The organism is Variovorax sp. GW821-FHT09D07 (genome assembly GCF_059416345.1).
In genome coordinates, this window is sequence record NZ_JBWKOY010000005.1 from 56,831 (window position 1) to 82,226 (window position 25,396).

The following is a 25,396-nucleotide window of genomic DNA, read 5'->3' on the forward strand; positions in this document are numbered from 1 at the left end:
AAAGTGCCTTCCGTTGCGCCAGGAAAGGCCCACGGCTGCACGCGTTGCTTGCGGACGACCGGCATATCGGAGCGAAGGCACCCAGATAGCCCATGGCAGGAGAAAGCCCCGGGGCCCGGCCACGCAAAAACGCAACCGTTCCACGGGGCCTCCGGTCGGCGAACGGGCAAGGCCCGCTCAGGCCGCACCGATCAGTAACTTACGGACGGCCCTTGCCGTTGCAGACGCTGGCGTAGCCGATGCTCAGCGAGCTGGCGGGGTTCAGGAAGTTGGCGGCGATGACGGCCTTCCAGTTGTTGTTGGCGGCCGGCGGCGTGCCCGGCGACGTGCCGTTCGGGAGCACCACGAAGTTGTGCGAGCTGGGGCCGGTTTCGATCTTGGCGTCGTAGGTCGTGCCGGTCAGGCCCGTCAGCAGGTTCTTGACCTTGGTCTGGATCGTGACGTCCTTGTAGCACTGGTTCAACAGCAGGTTGGTGGTGCCGAAGATCGGGTACTCGGTGCCGGCGGCCGGCATCACGTAGGCGGGCACCCAGCTCAGCGGGTTGGCCGCCGGGCCGTTCGGGAGCACCTGCTTGGCGAGCGCGTTGCGGATCGAGCTGGCGACCGGCAGCACGTTGTTGATCTTCGCGACGACCGCGTTGCTCGCGCCCGTGTAGTTCGGCTCGGGGCTGAGGTAGCCCACGCGACCGTCGGTACCGAAAGCGCCCGACACGCCGCTGCTGCCGGCAACGCCGACCCAGTGCGAGGGGATCACGTTGGCCGGCGAGAGCGCACCGCCCACCACCGTGGCGAAGTTGTTCGACACCGTGAAGCCGGCGCCCGGGCAGGCGGCCACGAGGTAGCGGCTCAGCAGCTCGGTGGTGCCGCTGTTGTCGGTGCGGTAGACCACCTTCACGGTCGTCGTGTCGGCCGTGCCGCGCACCTGGCCCCAGGTCTGGCCGCCGGTCTTGTTGCTGAAGACGGCGCACATCTTGGCGTCGGTCAGGTTCAGGTCGGCGATGCCGGCGCGCTTGTAGGGGATGAGCACCGAGGTGGCCACGGCGGGCACCTGGATCATCGGGCCCCAGCCGGTGGCACCGGCGGCGTTGGCGGTATAGGTGTTGAACTCCGCCTGGGTCAGCGCGGAATCGCTGCCTGCGAAGTGCACCGACTGACCGGCGGCCCAGGCCGGTGTGCCACTCACGGACTCGTTGCGGAAGGCGGTCGCGCTGTTGCTGACGAAGCCCGTCTTGCCGGCGCCGCTGCCGGTGCCGGTGTAGCTGAAGTCGGTGAAGCCGACGCCGCTGGGCAGGATGTCGTCATAGAGCACTTCGGGCAGGGTCGCACCACCGCCGACGGCGATCTGGGCGGAAGCGGCGCCGGCGGCCGCGAGGGCCGCCATCATCACGGCCGACAGGGCGACCGACTTGAACTTTGCACGCATGGAAACTCCTTTGAAGGGACCAGAAAATTTGACTCGTGTCGCCTGTGCAGCGACAGGATCGATGGTGCGTTCGCGAGGTGACAGCCACCCGAAAAAAGCTCGGGAACACGCACCCGTGAATGCGCGCGAAACGAGGCGTCGGCGTGCGCCAAGCTCCCGAACATTCAGCGCACCATCTGGTTGATTTCCATGATCGGCATCAGCACCGCGAGCACGATGGCCATGACCACGCCTCCCATGGCGAGGATCATCAGCGGCTCCAGCAGCGTGGTCAGGCGCATCGCGCGGCGCTCCAGATCTCGGGAGAGGTTCTGTGCCGCGCGCTCGAACATGGCCGCCAACGCTCCCGTCTTCTCGCCGCTGGCCACCAGGTGCACGAGGTTCGACGGAAAAATCTTCTGTGCCTTCAGCGCCGCCGCAAGCGGCGCGCCCTCCTTCACGCGGCCCGTGGCCTCGAGCGCGCAGCGGCGCAGCCAGTCGTTGCCCAGGGTCTGGCGCGCGGCCTCGAGCCCGCGCAGCAGCGGCACGCCCGCGTCCATGAGGATCGCCAGCGTGGACGCGAAGCGCGCCGTGTCCACGCCCAGCGCATAGCGCCCCACCAGCGGCAGGCGCAGCACGACCGCATGCCAGCGCAGCCGCCGTCCCGCATCGCGCAGCGCGGCGCGGGCGAGCAACCCGGCGCCCGCGCACACGCCGGCCGTGAGCCAGCCCCACTCGCGCACGAAGGCGCTCGCGGCCAGCATGACGCGGGTGATGGCCGGCAGCTCCTGGCGCGCCTGCGCGAACGCGCCGATGACCTGCGGCACGACATAGCCCAGCAGGAAGACCACGATGCACAGCGACACGAAACCGACGATGGCCGGGTAGATGAAGGCGGTGAGCACCTTGCCGCGCAGGGTGTCGCGGTTCTCGAGGTAGTCGGCCAGCCGTTCCATCACGCGTGCGAGGTCGCCCGAGTCTTCGCCGGCGCTGACGAGTGCGCGGTAGATCGGCGGAAAGTCGCGCGGCCGTTCGCCCAGCGCGTCGGCCAGCCGAAGGCCGGCGCGCACGCCGTCGCAGACCGCGCCCAATGCTTCGGCCACATGGCGGCGCTCGGCCTGCTCGATGGTGGCGACCAGCGCGGCTTCGAGCGTGAGGCGCGCGCCCAGCAGGCTCGCGAGTTCGCGCGTGGCCCAGCACAGGTCGGCCGCGCCGAGCCTCGGTTGCAGCCAGGCCAGCGCACCGCCGCTGGCCGCCTGCTCGCGGACGCCGAGCGGTGTCAGGCCGCGTTCGCGCAGCTGGGCGCGCACGGCGCGTGCGGATTCACCCTCGGCGCTGCCGCGCTGCACCTCGCCGGCTACGTTCGCCGCTTCGTACTGGAACCGTGCCATGGCGGATCAACTGTCGCGCGTGACGCGCAGGATTTCCTCGGCCGTGGTCACGCCCTCGCGCACCCAGCGCTGGCCGTCCTCGCGCATCGAGCGCATGCCGTGGCGCACGGCGGCGGCGCGCATGGCCTGCTCGTCGCCACCTTCGTGAATCAGGCGCCGGATATCGTCATGCACCACGAAGAGTTCGTGGATGCCGGTGCGCCCCTTGAAGCCCGAGTGGCCGCAGGCCGCGCAGCCCACGGGCACGTAGACCGTGCGGCCGTCGTCCTGCACGCGCGACGCCTTGCAGGCCGGGCACAGGCAGCGCACCAGCCGCTGCGCCAGCACGCCCAGCAGCGAAGACGACAGCAGGAAGGGCTCGATGCCCATGTCGGCCATGCGCGTGACGGCCGACACCGCGTCGTTGGTGTGCAGCGAGGCCAGCACGCCGTGGCCCGTGAGCGAGGACTGCACGGCGATCTGCGCGGTTTCCAGGTCGCGGATCTCGCCGATCATGAGGTTGTCGGGGTCCTGCCGCAGCGCGGCGCGCAGGGCCGCGCCGAAGGTCATGCCGATCTTGGCGTGCACCGGAATCTGGCCGATGCCGGGCAGGTCGTACTCCACCGGGTCTTCCACCGTGAGGATGTTGCTGGTGCCCAGGTCGAGCTGGCCCAGCGCGGCGTACAGCGTGGTGGTCTTGCCGCTGCCCGTGGGGCCGGTGACCAGCACGATGCCGTGCGGCTGGCGCACCAGCCGCGTGAGTTCGGCCAGCGTGTCGGGCGCCATGCCCAGCCGCTCGAGCCGCAGCCGGCCGGCGTCTTTCTCGAGCAGCCGCAGCACGGCGCGCTCGCCATGCGCCGTGGGCACGGTCGACACGCGCACGTCGATCGGCCGACCGCCCACGCGCAGCGTGATGCGCCCGTCCTGCGGCAGGCGTTTTTCGGCGATGTCGAGCTGCGACATGATCTTGATGCGTGAGATCAGCGCCGCATGCAGCGCCCGGCGCGGCGTCACCACGTCGCGCAGCGTGCCGTCGACGCGAAAGCGCACCACCGAATGGGTCTCGAAGGATTCGAGGTGCACGTCGCTCGCGCCGTCGCGCGCGGCCTGCGTGAGCAGCGCGTTGATCATGCGGATGACGGGCGCATCGTCCTGCGCGTCGAGCAGGTCGGTGACGGCCGGGATGTCCTGCATCAGCCGCGCCAGGTCGACCTGCTGCTCCACCGCGCCCACCACCGAGGCGGCGTCGCCGGATTCGGCCTGGCGCTCGGCGAGCAGGCGCTCCATGTCGTCGTCGCCCACCTGCCGCAGCGGCAGCGCGCCCAGCAGCCGGCGCGCCTCGACCACGGCCCAGCCGGGCGTGCGCGGGCTGACCGCCAGGAAGGCCGCCTCGCCGTCGCGCTGCACCGCGACGCGCTGGCTGCGGGCCCAGGCCTGGGGCAAGACGGTGTCGGTGCGGGCCGTGTTCATGGCATCACCACCCGTTCGGGCCGGTAGCCCAGCTCGCGCAGCACGGCGACCGCGTTGTCAACGGCCTGCGGCTCGCGCGGCACGTCCACGCGCACCATCGCGCCCTCCCCGCCCGGGCCGCCGACGATGTAGGCGCCGATGCCACTCACGCGCACGCGCTGCACGATGCGCAGCGCCTCCTGCTCGGTCTTCGTGTCGGCGAACTGCACCACGGTGACCTTGTCGTTGACGCCGCCGTACAGCGCGGCGGGGTCGGACTCGACCGTCACGCCTGTCGGCAGCCGCGAGCGCTGCGTCGGGGGTGGCGGCGGCGCAGCGGCCGGTGCCTGGCGCACCGCACTGGCCGTGGCGGTGGGCGGCGGTGGCTGCTCGCGCGTGTGCTCCCAGCTCTGGGGGCGCAGGTCGACCTCGGGCGCTGATCCCGGAGCGCGCAGGCTGGGCACGTCGGCCGGCGGCAGCAACGGTGCGCCGCTGTCGGGCAGCAGGCCGTGCGCCATCGGGCGCGCGCGGCCCTGCTGCAGGCGCATGAAGTTGTAGCGGTCGAGCGTGAGGCCGCGGCTGGCGTTGGCGTCGCGGATCACGTAGGGCCGCAGGAACACCATGAGGTTGGTCTTGACGCGCTGGCGCTTGTCGTAGCGAAACAGGTTGCCCAGCACCGGCAGCGAGCCCAGGCCGGGCACGGCCTCGGTGCCGTTGGCGACGCTGTCTTCCATCAGCCCGCCCAGCACCATGATCTGGCCGTCGTCCACGAGGATGCTCGTATCGAGCGCGCGCTTGTTGGTGACGATGCCGGCCGCGCCCGAGGTCTGCTCGTCGATGCTGGACACCTCCTGGTAGATGTCGAGCTTGACCGTGCCGCCCTCGGAAATCTGCGGCCGGATGTTGAGCTTCAGGCCGATGTCCTCGCGCTGGATGGTCTGGAACGGGTTGGTGCTGCTGTTGCCGTTGGTGATGTACTGGCCGCTCACGAAGGGCACGGTCTTGCCGACCATGATCGAGGCCGGCTCGTTGTCCAGCGTGAGGATGTTCGGCGTCGAGAGAATGTTGGCGCCGTCCTTGGCCTGCAGCGCGCGCGCCAGCACCTTCAGGTTGAGCACCTCGCCCACGCCGGGCAGGTTGATGGTGCCGTCGACCACGCCGATGTTCAGGCCGCGCGGCATGGCGTCGATGGTGGTGCGCGCATTGGCGTTGAGGCCCGCGCCGCCGAAGTTGGTGCCGCCGCGCACGCGGCCGTTGTTGCCGCCCGCCATCCACTGGATGCCCAGCTCGGCCGCGTCGCGCTCGGTGACCTCGACGATCAGGCTTTCGACCAGCACCTGCGCGCGCCGCTGGTCGAGCAGGTCGATCACGCTGCGCAGGCTGCGGTACATCGGGTCGGGCGCCGCGATGATGAGCGTGTTGGTGGTGGCGTCGGCCTGCACCGTGACACCGCCGCTGGAGAACGCGGTGGATGCACTGCCGGTGCCGCCCGCCGCGCCCTGCGCCTGACCGTTGGCGGCGCCGGCCGTGCCGCGCAGGCCGCCGAACTTGCCGGCGGTGCTTGCCGTGGCGCCGCCGGTCGCGGGCGGGCTGCCAGTGGCTGACGCACCGTTGGCCGCGCCACCATTCGCAGCCCCCGCCCCGCCGAGCATGCCGCCCGCGCCCAGCGCGGCACGCACCGAGCTGCCGCCACCGCCCGTGGCGGTCTGCTCGCCCGATTCGCCCGTGAGGAGCCCGCGCAGCACGTTCGCCAGGTGCACCGCCTGCGCATTGCGCAGGTAGACCACATGCAGGTTGCCCGGGTCGCCCTGCGCGCTCTCGAGCTTGCCGATGAGTTCGCGTGCCAGCGCCGTGCGGCCCGGGCTGCTGGAGCGGATCACGATGCTGTTGGAGCGCGGATCGGCCAGCACCACGATGTCGCGCCGACCTTTTTCGCCGCTGCCTTCGAGCAGCTCGGTGGCCAGCGCGGCGATGTCGGTCGCGATGCCGTGGCGCAGCTTGACCAGCTGGGCGTCGAGCGCGGTGGGCGTGTCGATGCTCTCGATGATGCGTGCCAGCCGCTCGAGGTTGTCGATGTAGTCGGTGACGACCAGCGTGTTGTTGGCGGCGTAGGCCGCGATGCTGTTCTCGGCTGCGACCAGCGGCTTGAGCACCGGCACCATCGCCTCGGCGTTCTCGTAGTTGAGCCGGAAGGTGCGCGTCGCGAGCCCGCCGCCGGGGCTGCGCGCGTTGACCGATCCGCCCTGCTGCTTCGCGTCGGCCACGGGCACGACACGGCTCACCTCGCCCACGTCGACGATCGCGAAGCCGCGCATGCGCAGCGCCGAAGCCAGCATGCCGTAGGCGGTGGCGGCCGGCACCTCGCCTTCGGAGACCAGCGTGATCTGCCCCTTCACGCGCGGATCGAACAGGAAGTTGCGACCCAGGAACCGCGCCAATGCCGAGACCACCGAGGTGATGTCGGCATCGACGAAGTTCAGCACCACGCGCTCTTCGGCACCGGCACGCGGCGCGGTCTTGGCAGGTGGCGATGGGGTCGCGGCGCTGGCGGCGATCGCGAACACACCCAGGCAGCATGCCGCCGTCCATCGGCGCAGGGCCGCGCCGTTTCGATCTCGTGTCACTGGCCATCCTTGGTGAGTTGTGTGGACTGCAGCGCCACCGCGCCGCGCACGCGGCCCTGCGGCGTGCCCTCGCTGTCGTCTTCAGTGCTGTCGATGCGCTCCAGCTGCGCCCGCGTGACCTCGAGGTCGCGGCGCGCCGAGACCGCCACGAGCCAGGCGAACACCTGCGCGGCCGGCACGGGCTCCGGGAACTCGACGCGCCATGCGCGCGTGGGCTGCGCCGGGCTCCCGGCCGCCGGCGGCCCGTCGGCCACGGCGTCGTGCAGGCGGTAACGGCCGCGCAGGCCGGCGCGGTCGAGGGCGGCGTCTATGCCGCCCTGTGCTGTATCGGTCGCCGCGTGGGCGCCGGGCACATCGGCCAGCAGCGTGTCGAGTTCGGCGGACTGGGCCCGCAGCTTCGGCAGGTCGCGCTGCCAGCGCGCGGCGGTGTCGAGCGCGGGACGGGCCAGGCCCAGCCACAGGATCGCGAGCACCACCAACAGCAGCGCAACGCCCGCGCCGAGCCGGTCGCGTGCGGGAAGCCCACGCCAGCGCCCGATCGCTTCGCGTGCCATCCGCCGCGCGGGGTCGAGGAGGACGCCACCCCTTCGGGACAGGTTCACGGGGTGTCCTTCTCTGCGCGGGCCGTGGCCGGCGTGATGCGCAGTGCGCCGGCCTCCGGGTCGGCGGACAGGCTTCGCTCGCGCGCCTGCGCCTGCAGCACGCGCAGCGCCTCGGTGTTCGGCGCCGCGCCCTCGCGCCAGCGGACGCGCAGCTCGCCCGCCGTGTAGTGCAGCGCCTGGACCTGCCCGGCCGGCAGCTGCGCGAGCAAGCCCACCGCCGCGCGCGACAGCGCCGCGTAGTCGCCGCCGACCGCGGCCTGCGGTGCCTGGCCCGCCCGCGCCTCCTTCTGCTGGCGCGCCTGCTGCACCGGGTTGACGACCACGGGCAGCTCGGGAAACGCGGCCTTGACCCGCGCGGCCATCTCCCGCTTCAAGGCCTGGCCTTGCGTCGCCAGCCGGTGGGCATGCACCTGGAGGCCGGCTGTCCACACGAGCGCGGCCATGCAGCCCCACAAGGCCGCCGGCCGCAGCAGCGCCGCCACGCCCGCATGCGCCTGCGCGGGGTCGCTTGCGGACAGCGCCCAGCGCCAGCCCTCGCCCGACCAGCGCGCCGGGTCGCCCTCCCCCTGCGCCAGCCAGTGCACGGCCGGCGACGCCGCCTCGCCGGTCGTCACGTGCGCCGCAAGCGCGGTGTCGCGGTCCGCGCCGTGCGGCAGCGCCTGCATGAAGCCCGCGCCAGCGCCGGTGCGCACCACGAGCCAGCGGTCCAGCTGCAGGCCAGTCCAGCCTTGGGTGGGCATCGGCAGGAAGGCGGTCGGCAGGCACAGCGCGCGCGGCGCGATGCCGTGCCGCCGCAGCAGCGCCAGCCAGCGCACCATCGCGTCGCGCGCAATCCAGGCGGCCGGCACCGTGCCGTCGGCCCCGCGCGGGCCGATGCCCACCGCCAGCGCGTCGATCGGCTGCAACGCACAGGGCTCGATGGCCCCGAGCACCGCCGCATGCAGGTGCCGCCCGGTCAGCGGGGGCAGCGCGAAGCTCGCCAGCGCCACCTCGCCCGGCGCCAGCGCGACCTCGAGATGGCGCGCCTCGAAGCGGCCGGCCACGGCCCCCAGCGCGAGCGCGCCGCCGTCGTGCCACCGGCCATCGGCGGCGCGCCAGCCGCAGTGCACCTCGGCGTCCACGGGATCGGCTTCGCCCTCGCCCGGCCAGGGCTGCAGTTGCAGGCGCAGGCGATCGACCTTCAGTGCGCTCACACGCCCTCCCGCAGCCAGACCACGCGCGGCACGCGGGTCTTGTCGTCCTGCAGCAGCGCCATCTGCACGAACTTCGTGCGCGGCGTGTCGAGCACGCTGGCGACGCGGAACCAGTTGCTGTCGATGCCGATGCGCACGTCACGCTCGTCGAGCGTGGGCATCTGGAGCCGGTTCGCAAAGTCGCCGCGGTTGATGAACCACTGGCCGCGGTCGCGCGCGGCGAGCAGCGCACGCGCCTTGTCCAGCGCCAGCCCGGGCACGCCGGCCGCGAGCAGTTCGGCGCTGGCCGTGTTCGCGTTGATCCAGGTGCGCGCCGGCAGCAGCGTGACGAAAGGCGCGAGCCGCGCGATCACGCCGGCATCGACGCCCGGCACGGCCAGCAGGTCTTCGAGCACGCGCGGGCGCGGGGCCTGCGGGGCGCGCGGCAGTTCGGGCGGCAGGCCCAGCGTCGCGGCCATGGTGTCGGCCGCCGCATCGGGCATCGTCTGCGCGGCTTCGCCCTCGGGGTCGGCGATGCTGCCGACCACGCGCCGCATGAGCGCCTGCGCCTGGGCCTGCGAGACGCCCGTCATCGTGCAAAGCCTTTGGAACACGGCCGCTTCGGCCGGGTCGATGCGGCCCCGGTCCACGAGGTTGCGCAGGTTGAATTTGCTCTGCTCGTCGCTGATCTCGCTGAGCAGTCGCGCGCCCTCGGCGGCCACCTGCCCCGCCACGGGCCCGGCGAACGGCCGGGTCCACAGGCCGTCCAGGCGTGTGGTCGGCTCGCGCACGGCCTCGGCGCGCAGCAGCCGCTGCGCCGCACCCAGTTCCCCGCGCAGCAGCCAGCGCGCCTGCACGCGCGACTGCTCGCCCTGCGTGGTGCGGATGAAAGCCGACTGCCGCCCGAGCAGCGCGGCTGCCAGCGCGGCGATCACCGCGACGATCAGCAAGGCGCTGATCACCGCCATGCCGCGCATGCGCCGTTGCCGGCGGCCTGTTCCGATCCCTGCCATCGCGCCCACGGTGCCGTTCCCGCGCTACCAGGAGCCGATGTCCGCGTTGGCTTTTTCTCCGTCGGGCTCGCCATCGGCGCCCAGCGAGAACACGTCGACCTCGCCGTGCGTGCCGGGGTTCAGGTACTGGTAGGCGTTGCCCCACGGGTCCTGAGGCAGGCGTTCGAGGTAGGTGCGCCAGTTCGTCGGCACCTTGCCGGTGGCCGGCTTCTCGACGAGCGAACGCAGGCCCTGCGTGGCGCTGGGGTAGGCGCCGTTGTCCAGACGGTAGAGCTTCAGCCCCTGCATGATCGCGGCCACGTCCTGCCGGGCCGCGGTGGCGCGGGCCTGGTCGGGGCGGTCCATCAGGCTCGGCACGATGAGCGCGGCGAGCACGCCGATGATGACCAGCACCACCATCAGTTCGATGAGGGTGAAGGCCCGCTCGGCACGGCGACGGATTGAACGGGCGGCCATGTTCCACAACTCCCGGGAAAAGACTTCACAAGGACAACGACGAGCACTGCGGGCCATCCTCGCAGCGGCGCATGTCAGTCCGATTGAAAATCCTCGGGAGTTCGGTGACGGGCCCTCAGTCGTCCAGCGTTTCGACGCGCAGTGCGATCACCGGGCCAGCCACGACCGGGCTCGTCTGCAACGAGTGCAAGGCGAGATCGACCGCGCTTTGCAACGCCGATTCGGTGATCACCAGCACCTGCGGCGCCGCATCCGCCGGCCCGTTCGCCAACACCAGTTGCCGCACCGGCAGCCGCTGCGCGGCCAGCAGTTCGGCCACGGCCGCGATGTCGGTCGCCGCCTGCACCGGCACGCGCAGGTAGTGCGCGCTGCGCACGGCCGCGCGCGGCAGCACCGGCAGTTCGCGCACCGCATGCGCATGAAAGCCCGTGTGCGGCACGCGCTGGCCGGCGTGGGTGCCGTCCAGGCGCGCCACGTCGACGAGGTCGGCGATCACGGCCGAGGCGGTCTGTTCCGAGCCGGCGCCCGCGCCGTAGTACATCGTGACGCCCGCCGCGTCGCCCTTGACCATGATGCCGTTCATCGAGCCGTTCACCTGCGCGAGCAGGTGCGTGGCGGGCACCAGCGCGGGCTGCACGCGCAGTTCCACACCCTCTTCACGTCGGCGCGCCACGCCCAGCAGCTTGACGCGAAAGCCCAGCTGCTCGGCGCAGGCCACGTCCACGCGCTGCAGCGCGGTGATGCCCTCGACCTGCGCATCGGCAAAGCGCACCGGCATGCCGAAGGCATTGGCGGCCAGCAGCGCGGTCTTGTGGGCGGCGTCGACGCCCTCGATGTCGAAGGCCGGGTCGGCCTCGGCATAGCCCAGCGCCTGGGCCTGCGCGAGCGCATCGCCGAATTCCAGGCCCTCGTCGCGCATCTTGCTCAGGATGAAGTTGGTGGTGCCGTTGACGATGCCCGCCACCCACTCGATGCGGTTGGCCGTGAGGCCTTCGCGCAACGCTTTCACGATGGGGATGCTCACCGCCACCGCGCCCTCGTACATCACGGCCACGCCGTGCGCGCTGGCGGCGGCGAAGATCTCGGGGCCGTGCACGGCCAGCAGCGCCTTGTTGGCCGTGACCACGTGCTTGCCGTGCGCAATGGCGGCCAGCACCCAGTCGCGCGCCGGGCCAGTGCCGCCGGCCACTTCGACCACCACGTCGACATCGGGGTCGGTGGCGACCTGCATCGGGTCGGCCGTGAGCGCCACGCCCTCGCCCACGATGCTCTGGGCGCGCGCGAGGTTGCGCGCCGCCACCACCGTCACCTCGATGCCGCGCCCGGCGCGGGCGGCGATGAGGTCCTGGTTGCGGGCCAGCACGCGGAAGGTGCCCGCGCCCACGGTGCCGATGCCGATCATGCCGACGCGCAGGGGGCGAATGGCCGCAGGGTGGCTGGGCTGGGGCAGGAAGGACGAGACGGGATCGCGGTACATGGGCTTCTCCAAACAACGAACGAACAGGACAAAAACAAAAAAACCCAGCTGCCAGCTGGGTTTCGTTCATTCGGGAGAAGAGACACCAGGTGGCTGCCGGAGCGGCCACCCTGCGCGTGCTCAGGGGGCCGCGGCGGTCATGGTGGTAATCATTCGTGCATTCACTGCGTCGCTTGTTCGCACGCAGGCGGCGAACGGCATCGTGCGGCCGACAACGGCGGCGCTGGATGCTGCAACGGGGGAAAGTGAAAGGCACGACATGAGCCGGCGAGTGTACACGCGGTGCTTGCGGCACGCCCCGATCCGGGCAAACTAGGGCATGGACAAGCATTTCCTGACCCCCCTGTTCGCCCCGGCGTCGATCGTGGCCTTCGTCGGCCAGCCCAGCGATCCGGGCGGCCAGACCGCCCTGGGCCGCACGCTGCGCGAAGCCTTCCGGGCCGACCGCTTCGACGGCACGCTGCGCTTTCTGGACGTGCGCACCCAGGGCACGCTCGAAGAGCTGGCGCAGACGCATGCCGACCTGGCGCTGATCGCGCTGGCGCCGCACGACGTGGCGGCCGCCCTCGAGATCGCGGGCCGCATCGGCTGCAAGGCCGCGGTGGTCATCTCCACCGGCATCGCCGCCGAGCAGGCCGCGCAGTGGCGCAAGATCGCGCGCCGCGAAGGCGTGCACCTGCTGGGCCCGAATTCGCTGGGCTTCCAGCGCCCGCCGCTGCACCTGAACGCCAGCGTGGCCGGCCCGCTCGCGCGCACCGGGCCGCTGGCGCTGGTGTCGCAGTCGGGCGCGCTCACGGCCTCGATGCTCGACTGGGCGCGGCAGAACGGCGTGGGCTTTTCGAGCGTGGTGTCGCTCGGCCCGCACACTTCGGTCGACATTCCGCAGGTGCTCGATTTCCTGGCCAACGATTCGAGCACGCACAGCATCATCGTGTACCTCGAAGGCATTGCCGATGCGCGCCGCTTCATGAGCGCGCTGCGCTCGGCCTCGCACGCCAAGCCGGTGGTGGTGCTCAAGGCCGGCCGCAAGCCGGCCGGCAACGAGGCCGCGCAGACGCACAGCGCGGCCATCGTGGGCAGCGACGACGTGTTCGACGCCGCCCTGCGCCGCGCGGGCGCGGTGCGGGTGCGCTCCTTCGTCGAGCTGTTCTCGGCCGCCAAGTGCCTGGCCTCGCGCTACCGGCCGGTGGGCAAGCGGTTGGCCGTGGTCACCAACGGCGGCGGCCCCGGCGTGCTCGCGGCCGACTGGATCAACGAGATCGGCCTGGACCTGGGCCGCCTCTCTGCCCCCGCGCAGCGCTCGCTGCAGCCGTCGCTGCCGGCGCTCGCGTCGCTCACCGACCTCATCGACCTGTCGGAAGACGCCACGCCCGCGCACTTTCGCGCCGCCATCGACACCGCCTCGGCCGACAGCCAGATCGACGGCGTGCTCGCCATCTTCTCGCCCAAGGCCGGCGTCGACGCGGCCGCCACGGCGCGCGCGCTGGCCGACATTCCGCGCCCCATGCCCAAGCCGCTGCTGTCGTGCTGGATGGGCGATGCCTCGGTGGGCAATGCGCGGGCCGTGCTGGCCGAGGCCACCATCCCGAGCTTTCGCACGCCCGAGGCGGCCGTGGGCGCCTTCGGCAACATCGCGGCCTTCTATCAGAACCAGCAGCTGCTGCAGCAGACACCGCCGCCGCTGTCGGCACTGGCCAAGCCCGACATCGACGGCGCGCGCCTGCTCATTGAAAGCGTGCTGGCCGAGCGGCGCAAGGTGCTGACCGAGATGGAGTCGAAGTCGCTGCTGTCGTGCTTCCACATCCCGATCACGCGCACCCTGCTCGCGCGCAGCGCCAACGAGGCCATGATGATCGCCACGCAGCTGGGCTTTCCGGTGGCGCTGAAGATCGACTCGCCCGACATCTCGCACAAGTCCGACGTCGAAGGCGTGGCGCTGAACGTGATGAACGGCACCAGCGCGCGCGACACCTACCTGGAGATGATGGAGCGCGTGGCGCGCCTGGCGCCCGATGCCCGCATCAACGGCGTGACCGTGCAGAAGATGGTGCGCGCGCGGCGCGGACGCGAAATCTACGTGGGCCTGGTCACCGACCAGCCCTTCGGCCCGGTGATCGTCTTCGGCGCGGGCGGCACCATGATCGAGCTCATGAACGACCGCGCCATGGAGCTGCCGCCGCTGAACCAGTTCCTGGCGCGCCACCTCATCGAGCGCTCGCGCGTGGCCGAGACGCTGGGCGAATGGCGCGGCGCCAACGCCGTGAACATGGAGGCCATCGAGGACGTGCTGCTGCGCGTGTCCGAAATGGTGTGCGAGCTGCCCGAGCTGCGCGAGATGGACATCAACCCCATCATCGTGGACGAACACGGCGCGGTGTCGGTCGATGCGCGCATCGTGGTCGACAGCAGCACGCAGGCCGTGGCGGGCCCGGTGGGCAACGGCTACCAGCACCTGGCCATCATGCCGTACCCCGCGCGCTACCGGCGCGAATGGCCGCTGCCCGGTGGCGGCGCGTACGTCGTGCGGCCGGTGCATCCGAACGACGCGCAGATGCTGCAGGCGCTGGTGCAGGGCCTGTCGCCCGAGAGCCGCTGGTTCCGCTTCGTCTCGCGCTTCCACGAGCTGCCACCGTCGATGCTGTCGCGCTTCACGCTCATCGACTACGACCGCGAGATGGCGCTGGTCGCCACCGTGATGGAACGCAGCACCGCGCCCGACGGCACCGTGCTCGAAACCGAGCGCATCGTGGGCGTGTCGCGCTACATCACCAACCCCGACCAGACCAGCTGCGAGTTCTCGCTCGTGGTGGCCGACGAGTTCAGCGGCAAAGGCATCGGCTCGCGCCTCATGGAAAGCATCATCGACGTGGCGCGCGACCGCGGCCTTTCCGAGATGGACGGGCTGGTGCTGGCCGGCAACCCCGACATGCTCAAGCTGGTGCGGCGGCTGGGCTTCTCGGTGAAGTCCTTCCCCGAGGACCCGGACTTCAAGCTCGTGACCTACCCGCTGTAGCCCGACGACGGCGGCTGCAACTCGACGAGAATCGGCCGCCCTCCACCTCCGCGTTTCTTCATGCTCCGAATCCTCCTGCGCTCCCTCGGCCGCCTGCTGGTGAGCCTCGCCGTGTTGCTGTCGGCCGCCTGGGCCTGCGCGGCCCTCTGGTACCAGCTGCCCGCGACGCTGCCGGTCAAGGTCGGCGCGATGGTGCTGTGGGGCCTCTTCGGCCTGGCGGCGATCGTGCTGCTGTGGCGCGGCAAGGCCGGCCGCTCGCTGCTGGCCTACGCCATCGGCTTCGTCGTGCTGCTCGAGTGGTGGGGCACCATCGCGCCCTCGCAGCATCGCGAATGGGCCGACGACGTGGCGCGCCACCTGAAGCCGCGCGTCGAAGGCAACGTGGTCACGATGGAGAACGTGCGCAATTTCGATTGGCGCAGCGACACCGACTACACCGTGCGCTGGGACACGCGCCGCTACGACCTGGACCGCCTGCGCTCGGTCGACGTGTCGCTGTCGTACTGGACCGGCCCGGCCATCGCCCACACACTGGTCTCCTTCGGCTTCGACGACGGCCAGTTCGTCACCTTTTCCATCGAGATCCGCAAGGAACGCGGCGAGAGCTTCTCGTCCAGCGGCGGTTTCTTCAAGCAGTTCGAGAACAGCCTCGTGGCCGCCGACGAGCACGACATCCTGCGCGTGCGCACCAACGTGCGCGGCGAAGACGTCTACATGTACCGCGTGCGGCTGCCGCAGGCCGAGATGCGATCGCTGTTCCTGGGCTACGTGGGCGAGGCCAATGCGCTGGCGCGTGCGCCGAGCTTCTACAACACGCTCACCGCCAACTGCACGACCATCGTCTACAGCCTCGCCCGGCACGTCGTGCCCGGCCTGCCGATGGACTACCGCCTGCTGGCCTCGGGCTACCTGCCCGAGTACCTGCACGACGTGGGCGGCCTGACGCCCGGCCTGAGCATGGAGGCGCTGCGCGCCGGCGGCCGCATCACCGACCGGGCCATCGCCACGGACCAGCAACCCGGTGTGAACTTCTCGCAGGCGATCCGCAACGGCCTGCCGGGCGTGGCGCCATGAGGCGCGTCGGCTTCCCCGCGCTGCTGCTGGCGCTGTCGCTGCTCACCGGCTGCGCCGGCGTCACGGTCGGCACCATCTCGCCGGCCGACTACCTGGCGCAGCGGCGCGGCGACGTGCTCACCACCGGCCAGCTCAGCAGTTCGGCGCAAGAGGTGCTGCGCGTCATCGGCTCCGACGCCGACCAGTGCCGCAAGGACGGCCGCGCCTGCCGCCAGAACCTCGCCACCTCCGCCGGCCTGAACGACGAGCAACGCATGTCGGCGCTGTCCGAGGTGTGGCTGCAGCTCGCGCTGGCGGGCGGCGACGGCGGCTCTGCCGCGCAGCCCATGGCGCCCGAGGCCATCGAGGCCTGGCTGGAAACCGCGCGCCACGCCTACGCCTACCTGTTCCACACGGCGCGCAAGCCGCGCGACCGCGCCTTCGAAGACCGCCAGACGCAGGTGCGCGACTACTACAACTACGCGGTGCAGCGCGCCATCACCGGCCTGTTCAGCCGCTACCGCAAGAGCGACATGTCGGTGGCCGCCATTCCGCAGGTGAGCGGCTGGCGCATCGACGCCGACCTGTCGGCGCTGCAGCTCGCGCCCGACGCGCCCCCGCCCAAAGAGCTGATTCCCGCCGCCTCGTTGACCTTCTCGGGCCTGCGCAACATCTACCGTCGCGACGGCTTCGGCGCCGAGCTGGTCGCCGCGGGCGACGACCGCCCGACCGCGGCGCAGGCCGACGAAGACGCCCCGCCCTTCAGCGAGACGCCCTTCCCCGCCCTCACCGCGCTGCTGCAGTTCGACGGCGCCACGCTGCAAGACGTGCTGGCCACGCGCACGCTGCGCATCGCCGTGTTCGACCCCTACCGCACCAGCACGATCCGGCTGGCCGGCGAAGAGATTCCGCTGGCCGCCAACTTCACCTCGGGTTACGGCCTGTGGCTCGCTCGCTCCGACTTCGCGCTGCAGGCGCTGCGCAGCCTGTTCGGCGGCGCCGAGGGCCTGACCCGGCCGCACATCTACCTGATGCAGCCCTACGACCCGAAGCGCCGCACCATCGTCATGCTGCACGGCCTGGCCAGCAGCCCCGAGGCCTGGATCAACGTGGCGAACGAAGTGCTCGGCGACGAGACGCTGCGCCGCCGCTACCAGATCTGGCAGGTGTACTACCCGACCAACGCGCCGCTGCCGCTGAACAACCTCGCCATCCGCGAAGCCATCACGCAGACCTTGGCGCACTTCGATCCGCAGGGCCGCGCCGAGGCCTCGCGCAACCTCACGCTCATCGGCCACAGCATGGGCGGCGTGCTCTCGCGCCTTTTGGTGTCGTCGTCGGGCGACGTGCTGTGGGACGCGCTGCGCGAGGGCTACCCCATGCCGGCCGCCCAGCGCCGCCGCATCGAGGAAGGGCTGGGGCCCTACCTGCGCTTCGAGCCGCTGCCCCAGGTCAGCGACGCCATCTTCATCGCCTCGCCGCACCGCGGCACCTCGTTCGCCAACAAGCGCATCTCGCGCTGGGTGGCCAACCTCATCACGCTGCCGGTGGCCATGCTGGGTCAGCTCAACGACATCTCGCGCGAGCTGATGCGCGTGGCGCCCAGCTCGCAGGACATGGGTCCGCTGCGCATTCCCAACAGCATCGACAACCTCAGCGACCGCGATGCGTTCGTGCGCCTGTCGTCCGGGTTGCCGCTGAGCCCGAAGGTACGCTACCACTCGATCATCGGCAACGACACGCCCGGGCTGCCGCTGGCCGAGTCGAGCGACGGCATCGTGCCCTACACCAGCGCGCACCTCGACGGCGCGGTGTCGGAGCTGGTGATTCCGTCGGCGCACAGCGTGCAGGAGCACCCGCTGGCGATTCTGGAGATCCGGCGCATCCTGCGCGAGCAGCTGCAGCGCGTGCCCTGAGGGCACTTCATGCCGTGGCGAGCACGGCCGCGGCTGGTGCGTGCCGCATGTCGGGAACCGCTGCCATCAGCGCCCGCGTATACGCATGCTTCGGCGCATCGAGCACCTCGCCCGCACTCCCCTGCTCCACCAGCCGCCCGCGCTGCATCACGCCCACGTCGTCGCACATGTGGCGGATCACCGCGAGGTTGTGGCTGATCAGCAGGTAGGTCAGGCCGAACTCGTCCTGCAGGTCGCGCATGAGGTTCAGCACCTGGGCCTGCACCGACACGTCGAGCGACGAGGTCGGTTCGTCGCAGACGATGAACTCGGGCTGGCTGGCCAAGGCCCGCGCGATGGCGATGCGCTGGCGCTGGCCGCCCGAGAACTGGTGCGGGTAGCGCCGTCCGTCGTCGGGCGACATGCGCACGCGGCGCAGCGCCTGGGCCACGCGCTCGGCGGTTTCGTCGGCGCTGGCGGCCAGGCCCAGCACTTCGACCGGCTCGGCGATGAGCCGATCCACGCGCCAGCGCGGGTTGAGGCTGGCATGCGGGTCCTGGAAGATCATCTGGAAGCGCCGGCGCAGCGCGGCCGTCTGCGCGGCGTCGCCCCAGCGGTCGATGCCGTCGAAATGCACCGTGCCGGCCGTGGGCCGCGTGAGGCCGGCGATCATGCGCGCCACGGTCGACTTGCCCGAACCCGATTCGCCGACCAGCCCGAAGGTGCGGCCGCGCGCGATGTCGAAGCTCACGCCGTCGACTGCGTGCAGCACCTTCTTCGGCTGGCGCGCGAGCGTGCGCACGAGCCAGCCGGCCGAAAGATCGAACGCGCGCGACAGGCCCTGCACGCGGATCAGCGGCGGGCTGTCGGCCGGCGGCGCCACGGTCTCGGCCTGCGCGGGCGGCAACGCGGCGGCCACGGCGATGTCCGCGCCGATCTCGGGCACCGGCAGCCGATGCAGCCTGTCGTGCACCGAAGGAATCGCGGCCATCAGTGCGCGCGTGTACGGCTCGCGCGGGTGATCGAGCACCTGGCGCACCGGGCCGGTCTCCAGCACGCGGCCCTGGTACATCACCATCACGCGGTCGGCCGCCTCGGCGATCACGCCCATGTCGTGCGTGATGAGCATCGCCGCCGTGCCTCGCTCGCGGCAGACGCGCCGGAACACGCGGATCACCTGCGCCTGCACCGACACGTCGAGCGCGGTGGTGGGCTCGTCGGCAATCAGCAGCTGCGGCTCGGCGCACAGCGCGAGCGCAATCGCCACGCGCTGGCGCATGCCGCCCGAGAACTGGTGCGGGTACTGGTCGATGCGGCTTTCGGGGTCGGGAATCTCCACGTCGGCCAGCAGCGCCAGCGCGCGCCGGCGCGCCTCCTGCTCGCTCACGGGCAGGTGCGTGCGGATGGTTTCGATGAGGTGCCGGCCGATCGGGTAGACCGGGTTCAGGCTGGTCAGCGGGTCCTGGAACACGCTGCCGATGCGGCGCCCGCGCACGCGGCGCATGTCTTCGCCGCGCAGCGTGTCGATGCGCTCGCCGTGCAGCTCGACCGTGCCGCCCGCGATGCGCCCCGGCGGCGGCACCAGCCCGATGACAGCCGCGCCGACCATCGACTTGCCCGCGCCCGATTCGCCGACCACGCCCAGGATTTCTCCCGGCGCGATCTCGAAGGAGACGCCGCCCAGCACCTGCACCGTGCCCCGGTGCGTGTCGAAGGCCACATTCAGCCCGCGCACGCGCAGCACGGGCATTTCGCCGCGGGGCGATGGCGATGGGTCGCGCGCGCTCATTGCAGCCTCGGGTTCAAGGCGTCCCGCAGCCAGTCGCCCGCCAGGTTGACCGACAGCGCCAACGCCAGCAGCACCAGCGCGGGAAACAGCAGGATCCACCACTCGCCCGAGAACAGAAAGCCCTGCCCGATGCGGATCAGCGTGCCCAGCGACGGCTGCGTGGGCGGCAGCCCCACGCCCAGGTACGACAGCGTCGATTCCGCCACGATGGCCAGCGCGAAGCTGATGGTGGCAATCACCAGCACCGGCGCCAGCAGGTTCGGCAGGATGTGCCGCACCAGGATGCCGGTGCGCGAGCGGCCGATGATCTGCGCGGCGGCCACGTAGTCCTTGTGCTTCTCGAGCATCACGGCGCCGCGCACCGTGCGCGCGTACTGCACCCATTCCGACAGCCCGATGGCCGCCACGATCACGTACACCGCCATGTCGTCGCGGTAGCCCTCGGGCAGCAGGCCGCGCGCAATGCCGAAGATCAGCAGCGCGACCAGCAGCACCGGAAAGGTCAGCTGCACGTCGGCCACGCGCATCACCAGCGTGTCGAACCAGCCGCCCGCATAGCCGGCCGCGAGCCCGAGCGGCACGCCGATGACCAGCGACAGCCCGACCGCGCTCACGCCCACCAGCAGCGACATGCGCAGCCCGTAGAGGATGGCCGAGAACACGTCGCGTCCCTGGTCATCGGCGCCCAGCGGGTAGAACGCGCCCGAGGCGCCCTGCTGCCCCGGCGGCGTGAAGGCGTCGATCAGGTCGAGCACGGCCGGATCGAACGGGTCTTGCCGCGCGATCCACGGCGCGAACAGCGAGGCCAGGGCAACCAGCAGCAGCACGAAGGCGGCCAGCTGCACGGTGCGCGAGCGTGCAAACGCGCGCAGCACGGGCGACTCGGCGTTGCGCCAGCGGCGCGGCGCGGGGGCGCCGGTCGGAGAAGGAAGCGTCATTCGGAAAAGCAAGAAGGCGTCAGGCGCGTCGCAGGCGCGGATCGACCAGCACGTACAGCAGGTCGACGATGAAATTGATCGCCACGTAGAGCAGCGCGATCAGCAGCAGGTAGGCCGCCACCACCGGCACGTCCACCCCCTGGATCGACGTGATGAACAGCAGCCCCACGCCCGGCCACTGGAACACCGTCTCGGTGACGATGGCGAAGGCCACCAGCGAGCCGATCTGCAGCCCCGTGATGGTGATGACCGGGATCAGCGTGTTGCGCAGCGCATGGCCGTAGTTCAGGTCGCGCTCGCGCAGCCCGCGTGCGCGGCCGAAGCGGATGTAGTCGGCGCGCAGCACCTCCAGCATCTCGGCGCGCACCAGCCGCATGATCAGCGTCAGCTTGTACAGGCCCAGCGTCAGCGCGGGCATCAGCAGCGCGGCCCAGCCCGAGGCCGTGAGCAGCCCGGTGCTCCAGCCGCCCAGCTGCACCGTGTCGCCGCGCCCGAACGAGGGCAGCCAGCGCAGCTCGACCGCGAACAGGTAGATGAGCCCGATGCCGATCAGGAAGGTAGGCAGCGACACGCCGACCAGCGACACCGCCATGACCGCGCGGCTCGCCACGCTGTCGCGCCGGATCGCCGTGTACACGCCCAGCGCCACGCCGCCCGCCACCGCCAACACGGCCGCCACCAGCGCCAGTTCGAGCGTGGCCGGCAACCGCTCGGCGATGAGTTCGACCACTGGCCGCTTGAGCCGGTACGACACGCCCAGGTCGCCCTGCAGCGCGTGGCCGACGTAGCGCAGGTACTGCACCGGCACCGGGCGGTCGAAGCCCAGTTCGGCCGTCAGCGCGGCGCGTTCTTCGATCGTGGCGTCTTCGCCGAGCAGGCTGATGGTCGGGTCGCCGATGTGGCGGAACACCAGGAAGGACACGAACGACACCGCCAGCAGCACCAGCACGGACTGGCCGAGCCGGCGCAAGAGATGAACCCACATGGTGTGCTCAGGGCTTCGCCACCTTCACGTTCTTGAAGAACACGCTGCCGTCGGGGCTGACCGGAATGTCCAGCTTCGGGGTCGAGGCGAAGTTGAGCACCTGGTCGTGCAGCGCGATGTAGATGCGCTCCTTCTGCACCGTCTGCCAGATGCTTTTGATGGTGGCGTCGCGTTTCGCCTTGTCGCTCTCAGCGGCCAGCGACGCGATCTGCGCGTCGACCTCGGCGTTGCTGTAGCCGGTGGCGTTGGTCGGGCCGCGGCCGTCCTTGCCGCGCGTGTGCACCAGGTAGTCGAAGATGTAGGCCGAGTCGTAGGTCGGCACGCCCCAGCCGAACAGGTAGAAGTCGGTGTCGGCCGAGTTGATGGCGGTGCTGTGCAGCGCGATCGGGCGCGCCGCCACCGTGGTCTTGATGCCGATGCGCCCGAGAAAGCCCGACACCGCCGTGCTGATGGCCTCGTCGTTCACGTAGCGGTCGTTCGGCGTGTGCAGCGTGATCGCAAAGCCGTTCGGGTAGCCGGCCTCGGCCAGCAGCTTCTTCGCCTGCACCGCATTGGCCTTCGGGTAGGCCGCGAAGCCCTTCTCGTAGCCGTGCACGAACGGCGGCGCGATGATGCCCGAGGGATTCGACAGCCCGCGCATCACCGCCGCCTTGATCGCGTCCCGGTCGATCGCCAGGCCGATGGCCTCGCGCACCTTGGGGTCGGCCAGCGGGTTCTTGCCCTTCACGTCGGCGTACTTGAGCTCCTTTGCGCCCACGTTCAGGCCGAGGAAGATCGAGCGGTTCTCGGGCCCTTCGGTCACGCGCAGGCGCTTGTCGGCCTTGAGGCGGCCCACGTCCTGCGCGGGCAGGTCCTGAACAAAATCGACCTCGCCCGACAGCAGCGCGGCCACGCGCGTCGCGGGCGACTTGATCGGCACGTAGACCAGCTCGGTCACGTCCAGCGGAAACTGGCCGCGCCCCCAGTACTGCGGAAACTGCTTGAGCACCGTGCGCGCATCGACCTCGCGCGAGGCCAGCACGTAGGGGCCGGTGCCGTTCTCGTTGCGGGTGGCGAAGTTCTCGGTCTTGCTCGCCACGTCCTGCGACTGCTCGGCCTTGTTCGCCTTCGCCCAGGCCTCGTTGAGGATGAAGAGGTTCGTGAGGTTGTTCGGGAAGATCAGGTTCGGGCCCTTGGTCCTGACCTGCACCGTGAGTGGGTCGACCTTCTTCACCTCGGCCACCGACGACAGCAGCGACTTGAGCGCCGAGCTCGGCGCCTGCGCGCGCTGCAGCGAGAACACCACGTCGTCGGCCGTGAGCAGCGCGCCGTCATGGAACTTGACGCCGGGACGCAGCTTGAACTCCCACACCGTCGGGTCGGCCGTGAGCTTCCACGAGGTGGCGAGCGCGGGCTGCAGCTTGCTGTCGGCGCCGCGCAGGATCAACGGTTCGTAGATCTGGTGCAGCAGCCCGAAGTTGGTGCCGGTGTTGACCGCGTGCGGGTCGAGCGTGGCGGGGTCGGCGCTGCGTGCCCATCGCACGGTTTCGGCGGCGGCAACAGGCGCGTGCAGCAGGCCGGCGGCCAGCAGGGCCGCGGTCAGGAGTGGTCGGAGCATGGAATCCCTCGGGTGTTCTTTGGAAGAGAAGACAGGCGGACGACCGCGCGGGGCGGCGTTGTCCTGTGCCTGTGCGTGAGGGACTGTGCCCTGCCCCGCGCCGTCCCGAAAGAAGGACACCGCATATGGAAATGCGGTGTCTGCCGCGTGACGATGAACCGAGCGCTACGCCCTCGTCGCCAGCCGCTTCAATCGCAATCCACCCCACACCGCCAGCAGCACGCTCGCGCCGAACACCCACCCCGACAGCGCACCGGCCATCGTGCCCGACAGCAGGTTGCCGACCGTGCAGCCCAGCCCGGTCATCGCGCCCCACCCCAGCAGCACGCCGCCGTTGAGGCCGCGCACGACCTGCCCCACCGTGGGCCATGCGGGTTTGAACTGGCCGCTTGCGAGCGCCGCGGCCAGCGCGCCGGCCACGAGGCCGCCGACCAGCAACGCGTTGGGCGTCTGCCAGAGGCTTTCGACCACCGCCGTGACGCAGCCGCCGAAACCGTCGAGCCCGTCCAGGCGCTGCGGCAGCAAGCCGTGCGCGTTGCCGAAGTCGCGCGCGGCGCTGCCGAGCGCCGCCGTCACGCCCAGCGGACGCAGCCGCAGCACCACGATCACGGCGATCGCACCGACCGCGAGCCCGCCCCACGCATACGGCCAGCGCCCGTGCAGCAGGCGGCGCGCGGCGTCGATGAAGCGGCGCGGCGTGGGCGACGGTGCCTCGCCCGCCGGCAGCTTTCGCCAGAGCCAGGCACTCAGCGCCGCGAGCAGGGCCAGTTGCAGCGCCGCCGAGCCCGCATAGCCCAGGTGATGCGGCAACCACACCACGGGCGCGGTGGCGATGGTGGCGCTGTAGAGCCAGTTCCAGCTGCTGAACCCCAACAGGAATCCCGCGCCGGCACCGAGCAGCGCAAAGGGCGCGGTCGGCGAGCCTTCGCCCAGCCGGTACCAGTGCGCGCTGATGCACGAGCCCGACACCACCATGCCCGCGCCGAACGCCAGCCCCGCAAGCACCAGCGCGCCGCTGACCGGCCCGATGTGCGCATCGGGCGGCAATCGCCCCGGCTGCGGCACGGGCAGCCAGCCCGTCATGACGACGTGCATGCCCACGGTGCCGACCGCGAGCGCGGCCACGATGGCCAGCAGGCCGCGTGCGTCGCCGCCCTCGAAGTAGTCGCGCGCATGGCAATAGAAGCAGAAGCGCGAGCGCTGCAGCACCACGCCGAGCACCGCGCCCAGCCCGAGCGCGAAGGCCAGCGCGCGGCCACCGCTGCGCTCGCCGAGCAGGTGCACGCCGGCTGCGATCAGCAGCAACACGACGGCAGCAGCGGCCAAGCCCGTGCGAGAAAGCGGCGCAGGCGCCGCATGGATTGACGAAGCGGACATGCCCTGGTTCCTCTTTCTTGGGTCCAAAAAAAAGCGAGCCCGAGGGCTCGCCCAATGTCGCTCATCAGAGAGGCCGCGAGGTCCCTCCAACGCCGACTCACCTCGAACTCATCTCACCTCAACTCATTCATTTGGACGCCCACACCGTGCCGGCCGGGTTGTTGACCGGCACGCCGACGGCGTTGCCGTACTCGGTCCACGAGCCGTCGTAGTTGCGCACATTCTTGTAGCCCAGGATCTTGTGCAGCGCGAACCAGGTGTGGCTCGAGCGCTCGCCGATGCGGCAATAGGTGATGGCCGGCTTGCTGCCGTCGATGCCCACGGCCGCGTAGATCGCCTTCAGCTCGGCGGCCGACTTGAAGGTGCCGTCTTCGTTCACCGCGCGGCCCCAGGGCACGTTGACCGCGCCGGGCACGTGGCCCGCGCGCACCGCCAGTTCGGCGGCGCCGGCCGGCGCGAAGATCTTGCCGCTGTACTCGTCGGCCGAGCGGATGTCGACCAGCTTCGCGTCGGAGCGGCCCTCGGCCACGGCCAGCACGTCGGCCAGCCGCGCGCGCAGTTGCGGGTTGGGCTGCGTCACCTTGAAGCGCGTGGCGACGTGCTCGGGCGCGCGGTTGTCGAGCACACGGTTCTCGGCCTCCCACTTCTTGCGTCCGCCGTCGAGCAGCTTCACGTTCTGCACGCCGTACTGGTCGAACACCCAGGCGCCCCAGGCGGCGAACCAGTTGTTGGTGTCGCCGTAGAGGATCACGGTGGTGTCCTTGTCGACACCGGCCGTCGACAGCAGCTTCTCGAACTCGGCCTGGCTCACGATGTCGCGGCGCACGCGGTCGTTGAGGTCGTTGTGCCACGAGAAATTCACCGCGCCCGGAATGTGGCCGCGCTCGTACAGGCCCGGGTTCACGCTGACCTCGATCACGCGCAGCTTCGGGTTGCGCAGGTTCTTCTCGAGCCAGTCGGTCGAGACCAGCGGACCGCTGCCGTCGGCCGAGGCCTGCGCGAAGGCCGACGGTGCGGTGGCCAGGAAGGTCAGCGTGGCGAGGGACGCGGCGCGCCACCATCTGCTGAAGATCGACATGCGGGACTCCTTGTGTTGAATGGAAGACATCAGAAACAGTTCAGAGCGAACTCTAGGCAGGCCACCCGCGATCACCAACGAAGCGTTTGCGATAAGCGCATGCGCA

The 25,396-nt window shown here is 70.9% G+C and carries 18 protein-coding genes; 3 read left to right on the plus strand and 15 right to left on the minus strand.

Annotated features, from left to right (window positions below):
* Window positions 1–199: 199 nt before the first annotated feature.
* The 9 genes from AC07OX_RS19035 to AC07OX_RS19075 form a co-directional block, all read right to left on the minus strand.
* A complete protein-coding gene (locus tag AC07OX_RS19035; protein ID WP_495261550.1) occupies window positions 200–1,423 on the minus strand; it encodes a substrate-binding domain-containing protein in 1,224 nt (407 codons plus the stop codon).
* Window positions 1,424–1,587: 164 nt separating this feature from the next.
* On the minus strand, window positions 1,588–2,793 hold the full coding sequence (gene gspF, locus AC07OX_RS19040) for a type II secretion system inner membrane protein GspF (protein WP_495261551.1): 1,206 nt from the start codon (window positions 2,791–2,793) through the stop codon (window positions 1,588–1,590).
* A 6-nt stretch (window positions 2,794–2,799) separates the two neighbouring features.
* The gene (gene gspE, locus AC07OX_RS19045; RefSeq protein ID WP_495261552.1) at window positions 2,800–4,242 is read right to left on the minus strand and encodes a type II secretion system ATPase GspE; all 1,443 of its coding nucleotides are present in this window, start codon (window positions 4,240–4,242) and stop codon (window positions 2,800–2,802) included.
* The gene (gene gspD / locus AC07OX_RS19050) at window positions 4,239–6,845 is read right to left on the minus strand and encodes a type II secretion system secretin GspD (RefSeq protein ID WP_495261553.1); all 2,607 of its coding nucleotides are present in this window, start codon (window positions 6,843–6,845) and stop codon (window positions 4,239–4,241) included. The genes gspE and gspD overlap by 4 nt, the downstream gene beginning before the upstream one ends.
* Window positions 6,842–7,447, minus strand: coding sequence for a type II secretion system protein M (locus AC07OX_RS19055; protein ID WP_495261554.1), 606 nt, complete (start codon window positions 7,445–7,447; stop codon window positions 6,842–6,844). Before AC07OX_RS19055 ends, gspD begins: the two co-directional genes overlap by 4 nt.
* Window positions 7,444–8,640 carry a type II secretion system protein GspL gene (gene gspL, locus AC07OX_RS19060; RefSeq protein WP_495261555.1) on the minus strand — a complete coding sequence of 399 codons (1,197 nt, stop codon included), beginning with the start codon at window positions 8,638–8,640 and terminating at the stop codon, window positions 7,444–7,446. Before gspL ends, AC07OX_RS19055 begins: the two co-directional genes overlap by 4 nt.
* Window positions 8,637–9,587 carry a type II secretion system minor pseudopilin GspK gene (gspK, locus tag AC07OX_RS19065; protein ID WP_495261556.1) on the minus strand — a complete coding sequence of 317 codons (951 nt, stop codon included), beginning with the start codon at window positions 9,585–9,587 and terminating at the stop codon, window positions 8,637–8,639. The genes gspL and gspK overlap by 4 nt, the downstream gene beginning before the upstream one ends.
* A 69-nt stretch (window positions 9,588–9,656) precedes the next feature.
* Window positions 9,657–10,088, minus strand: coding sequence for a type II secretion system major pseudopilin GspG (gspG, locus tag AC07OX_RS19070; protein WP_307638249.1), 432 nt, complete (start codon window positions 10,086–10,088; stop codon window positions 9,657–9,659).
* Between the two features lie 115 nt (window positions 10,089–10,203).
* The gene (locus AC07OX_RS19075; RefSeq protein ID WP_495261557.1) at window positions 10,204–11,565 is read right to left on the minus strand and encodes a homoserine dehydrogenase; all 1,362 of its coding nucleotides are present in this window, start codon (window positions 11,563–11,565) and stop codon (window positions 10,204–10,206) included.
* A 319-nt stretch (window positions 11,566–11,884) separates the two neighbouring features.
* Here AC07OX_RS19075 and AC07OX_RS19080 point away from each other — a divergent pair, with 319 nt between their 5' ends.
* Genes AC07OX_RS19080 through AC07OX_RS19090 form a run of 3 tightly spaced genes read left to right on the plus strand, consistent with a single transcriptional unit; the run spans window position 11,885 to window position 17,547 of the window.
* Window positions 11,885–14,578 (plus strand): bifunctional acetate--CoA ligase family protein/GNAT family N-acetyltransferase, encoded by a 2,694-nt coding sequence (locus AC07OX_RS19080; protein WP_495261558.1) that lies wholly within the window; start codon window positions 11,885–11,887, stop codon window positions 14,576–14,578.
* A 60-nt stretch (window positions 14,579–14,638) separates the two neighbouring features.
* The gene (locus AC07OX_RS19085; RefSeq protein ID WP_495261559.1) at window positions 14,639–15,652 is read left to right on the plus strand and encodes an Lnb N-terminal periplasmic domain-containing protein; all 1,014 of its coding nucleotides are present in this window, start codon (window positions 14,639–14,641) and stop codon (window positions 15,650–15,652) included.
* The gene (locus AC07OX_RS19090) at window positions 15,649–17,547 is read left to right on the plus strand and encodes an esterase/lipase family protein (RefSeq protein WP_495261560.1); all 1,899 of its coding nucleotides are present in this window, start codon (window positions 15,649–15,651) and stop codon (window positions 17,545–17,547) included. The genes AC07OX_RS19085 and AC07OX_RS19090 overlap by 4 nt, the downstream gene beginning before the upstream one ends.
* 7 nt (window positions 17,548–17,554) lie before the next feature.
* Here the strand turns inward: AC07OX_RS19090 and AC07OX_RS19095 are convergent, their stop codons facing one another.
* The 6 genes from AC07OX_RS19095 to AC07OX_RS19120 form a co-directional block, all read right to left on the minus strand.
* Entirely contained in the window at window positions 17,555–19,315 is a 1,761-nt protein-coding gene (locus tag AC07OX_RS19095) for a dipeptide ABC transporter ATP-binding protein (protein WP_495261561.1), read from the minus strand.
* A complete protein-coding gene (locus tag AC07OX_RS19100; RefSeq protein WP_354346998.1) occupies window positions 19,312–20,253 on the minus strand; it encodes an ABC transporter permease in 942 nt (313 codons plus the stop codon). Before AC07OX_RS19100 ends, AC07OX_RS19095 begins: the two co-directional genes overlap by 4 nt.
* Before the next feature lie 19 nt (window positions 20,254–20,272).
* Complete coding sequence (locus tag AC07OX_RS19105; protein WP_495261562.1) at window positions 20,273–21,238, minus strand: ABC transporter permease; 966 nt, start codon at window positions 21,236–21,238, stop codon at window positions 20,273–20,275.
* Between the two features lie 7 nt (window positions 21,239–21,245).
* A complete protein-coding gene (locus AC07OX_RS19110; RefSeq protein WP_495261563.1) occupies window positions 21,246–22,835 on the minus strand; it encodes an ABC transporter substrate-binding protein in 1,590 nt (529 codons plus the stop codon).
* A gap of 165 nt (window positions 22,836–23,000) precedes the next feature.
* Window positions 23,001–24,212, minus strand: a complete 1,212-nt coding sequence (locus AC07OX_RS19115; RefSeq protein WP_495261564.1) for a YeeE/YedE family protein — start codon at window positions 24,210–24,212, stop codon at window positions 23,001–23,003.
* 127 nt (window positions 24,213–24,339) lie between these two features.
* Window positions 24,340–25,290 carry a sulfurtransferase gene (locus AC07OX_RS19120; protein ID WP_495261565.1) on the minus strand — a complete coding sequence of 317 codons (951 nt, stop codon included), beginning with the start codon at window positions 25,288–25,290 and terminating at the stop codon, window positions 24,340–24,342.
* Window positions 25,291–25,396: the final 106 nt, after the last annotated feature.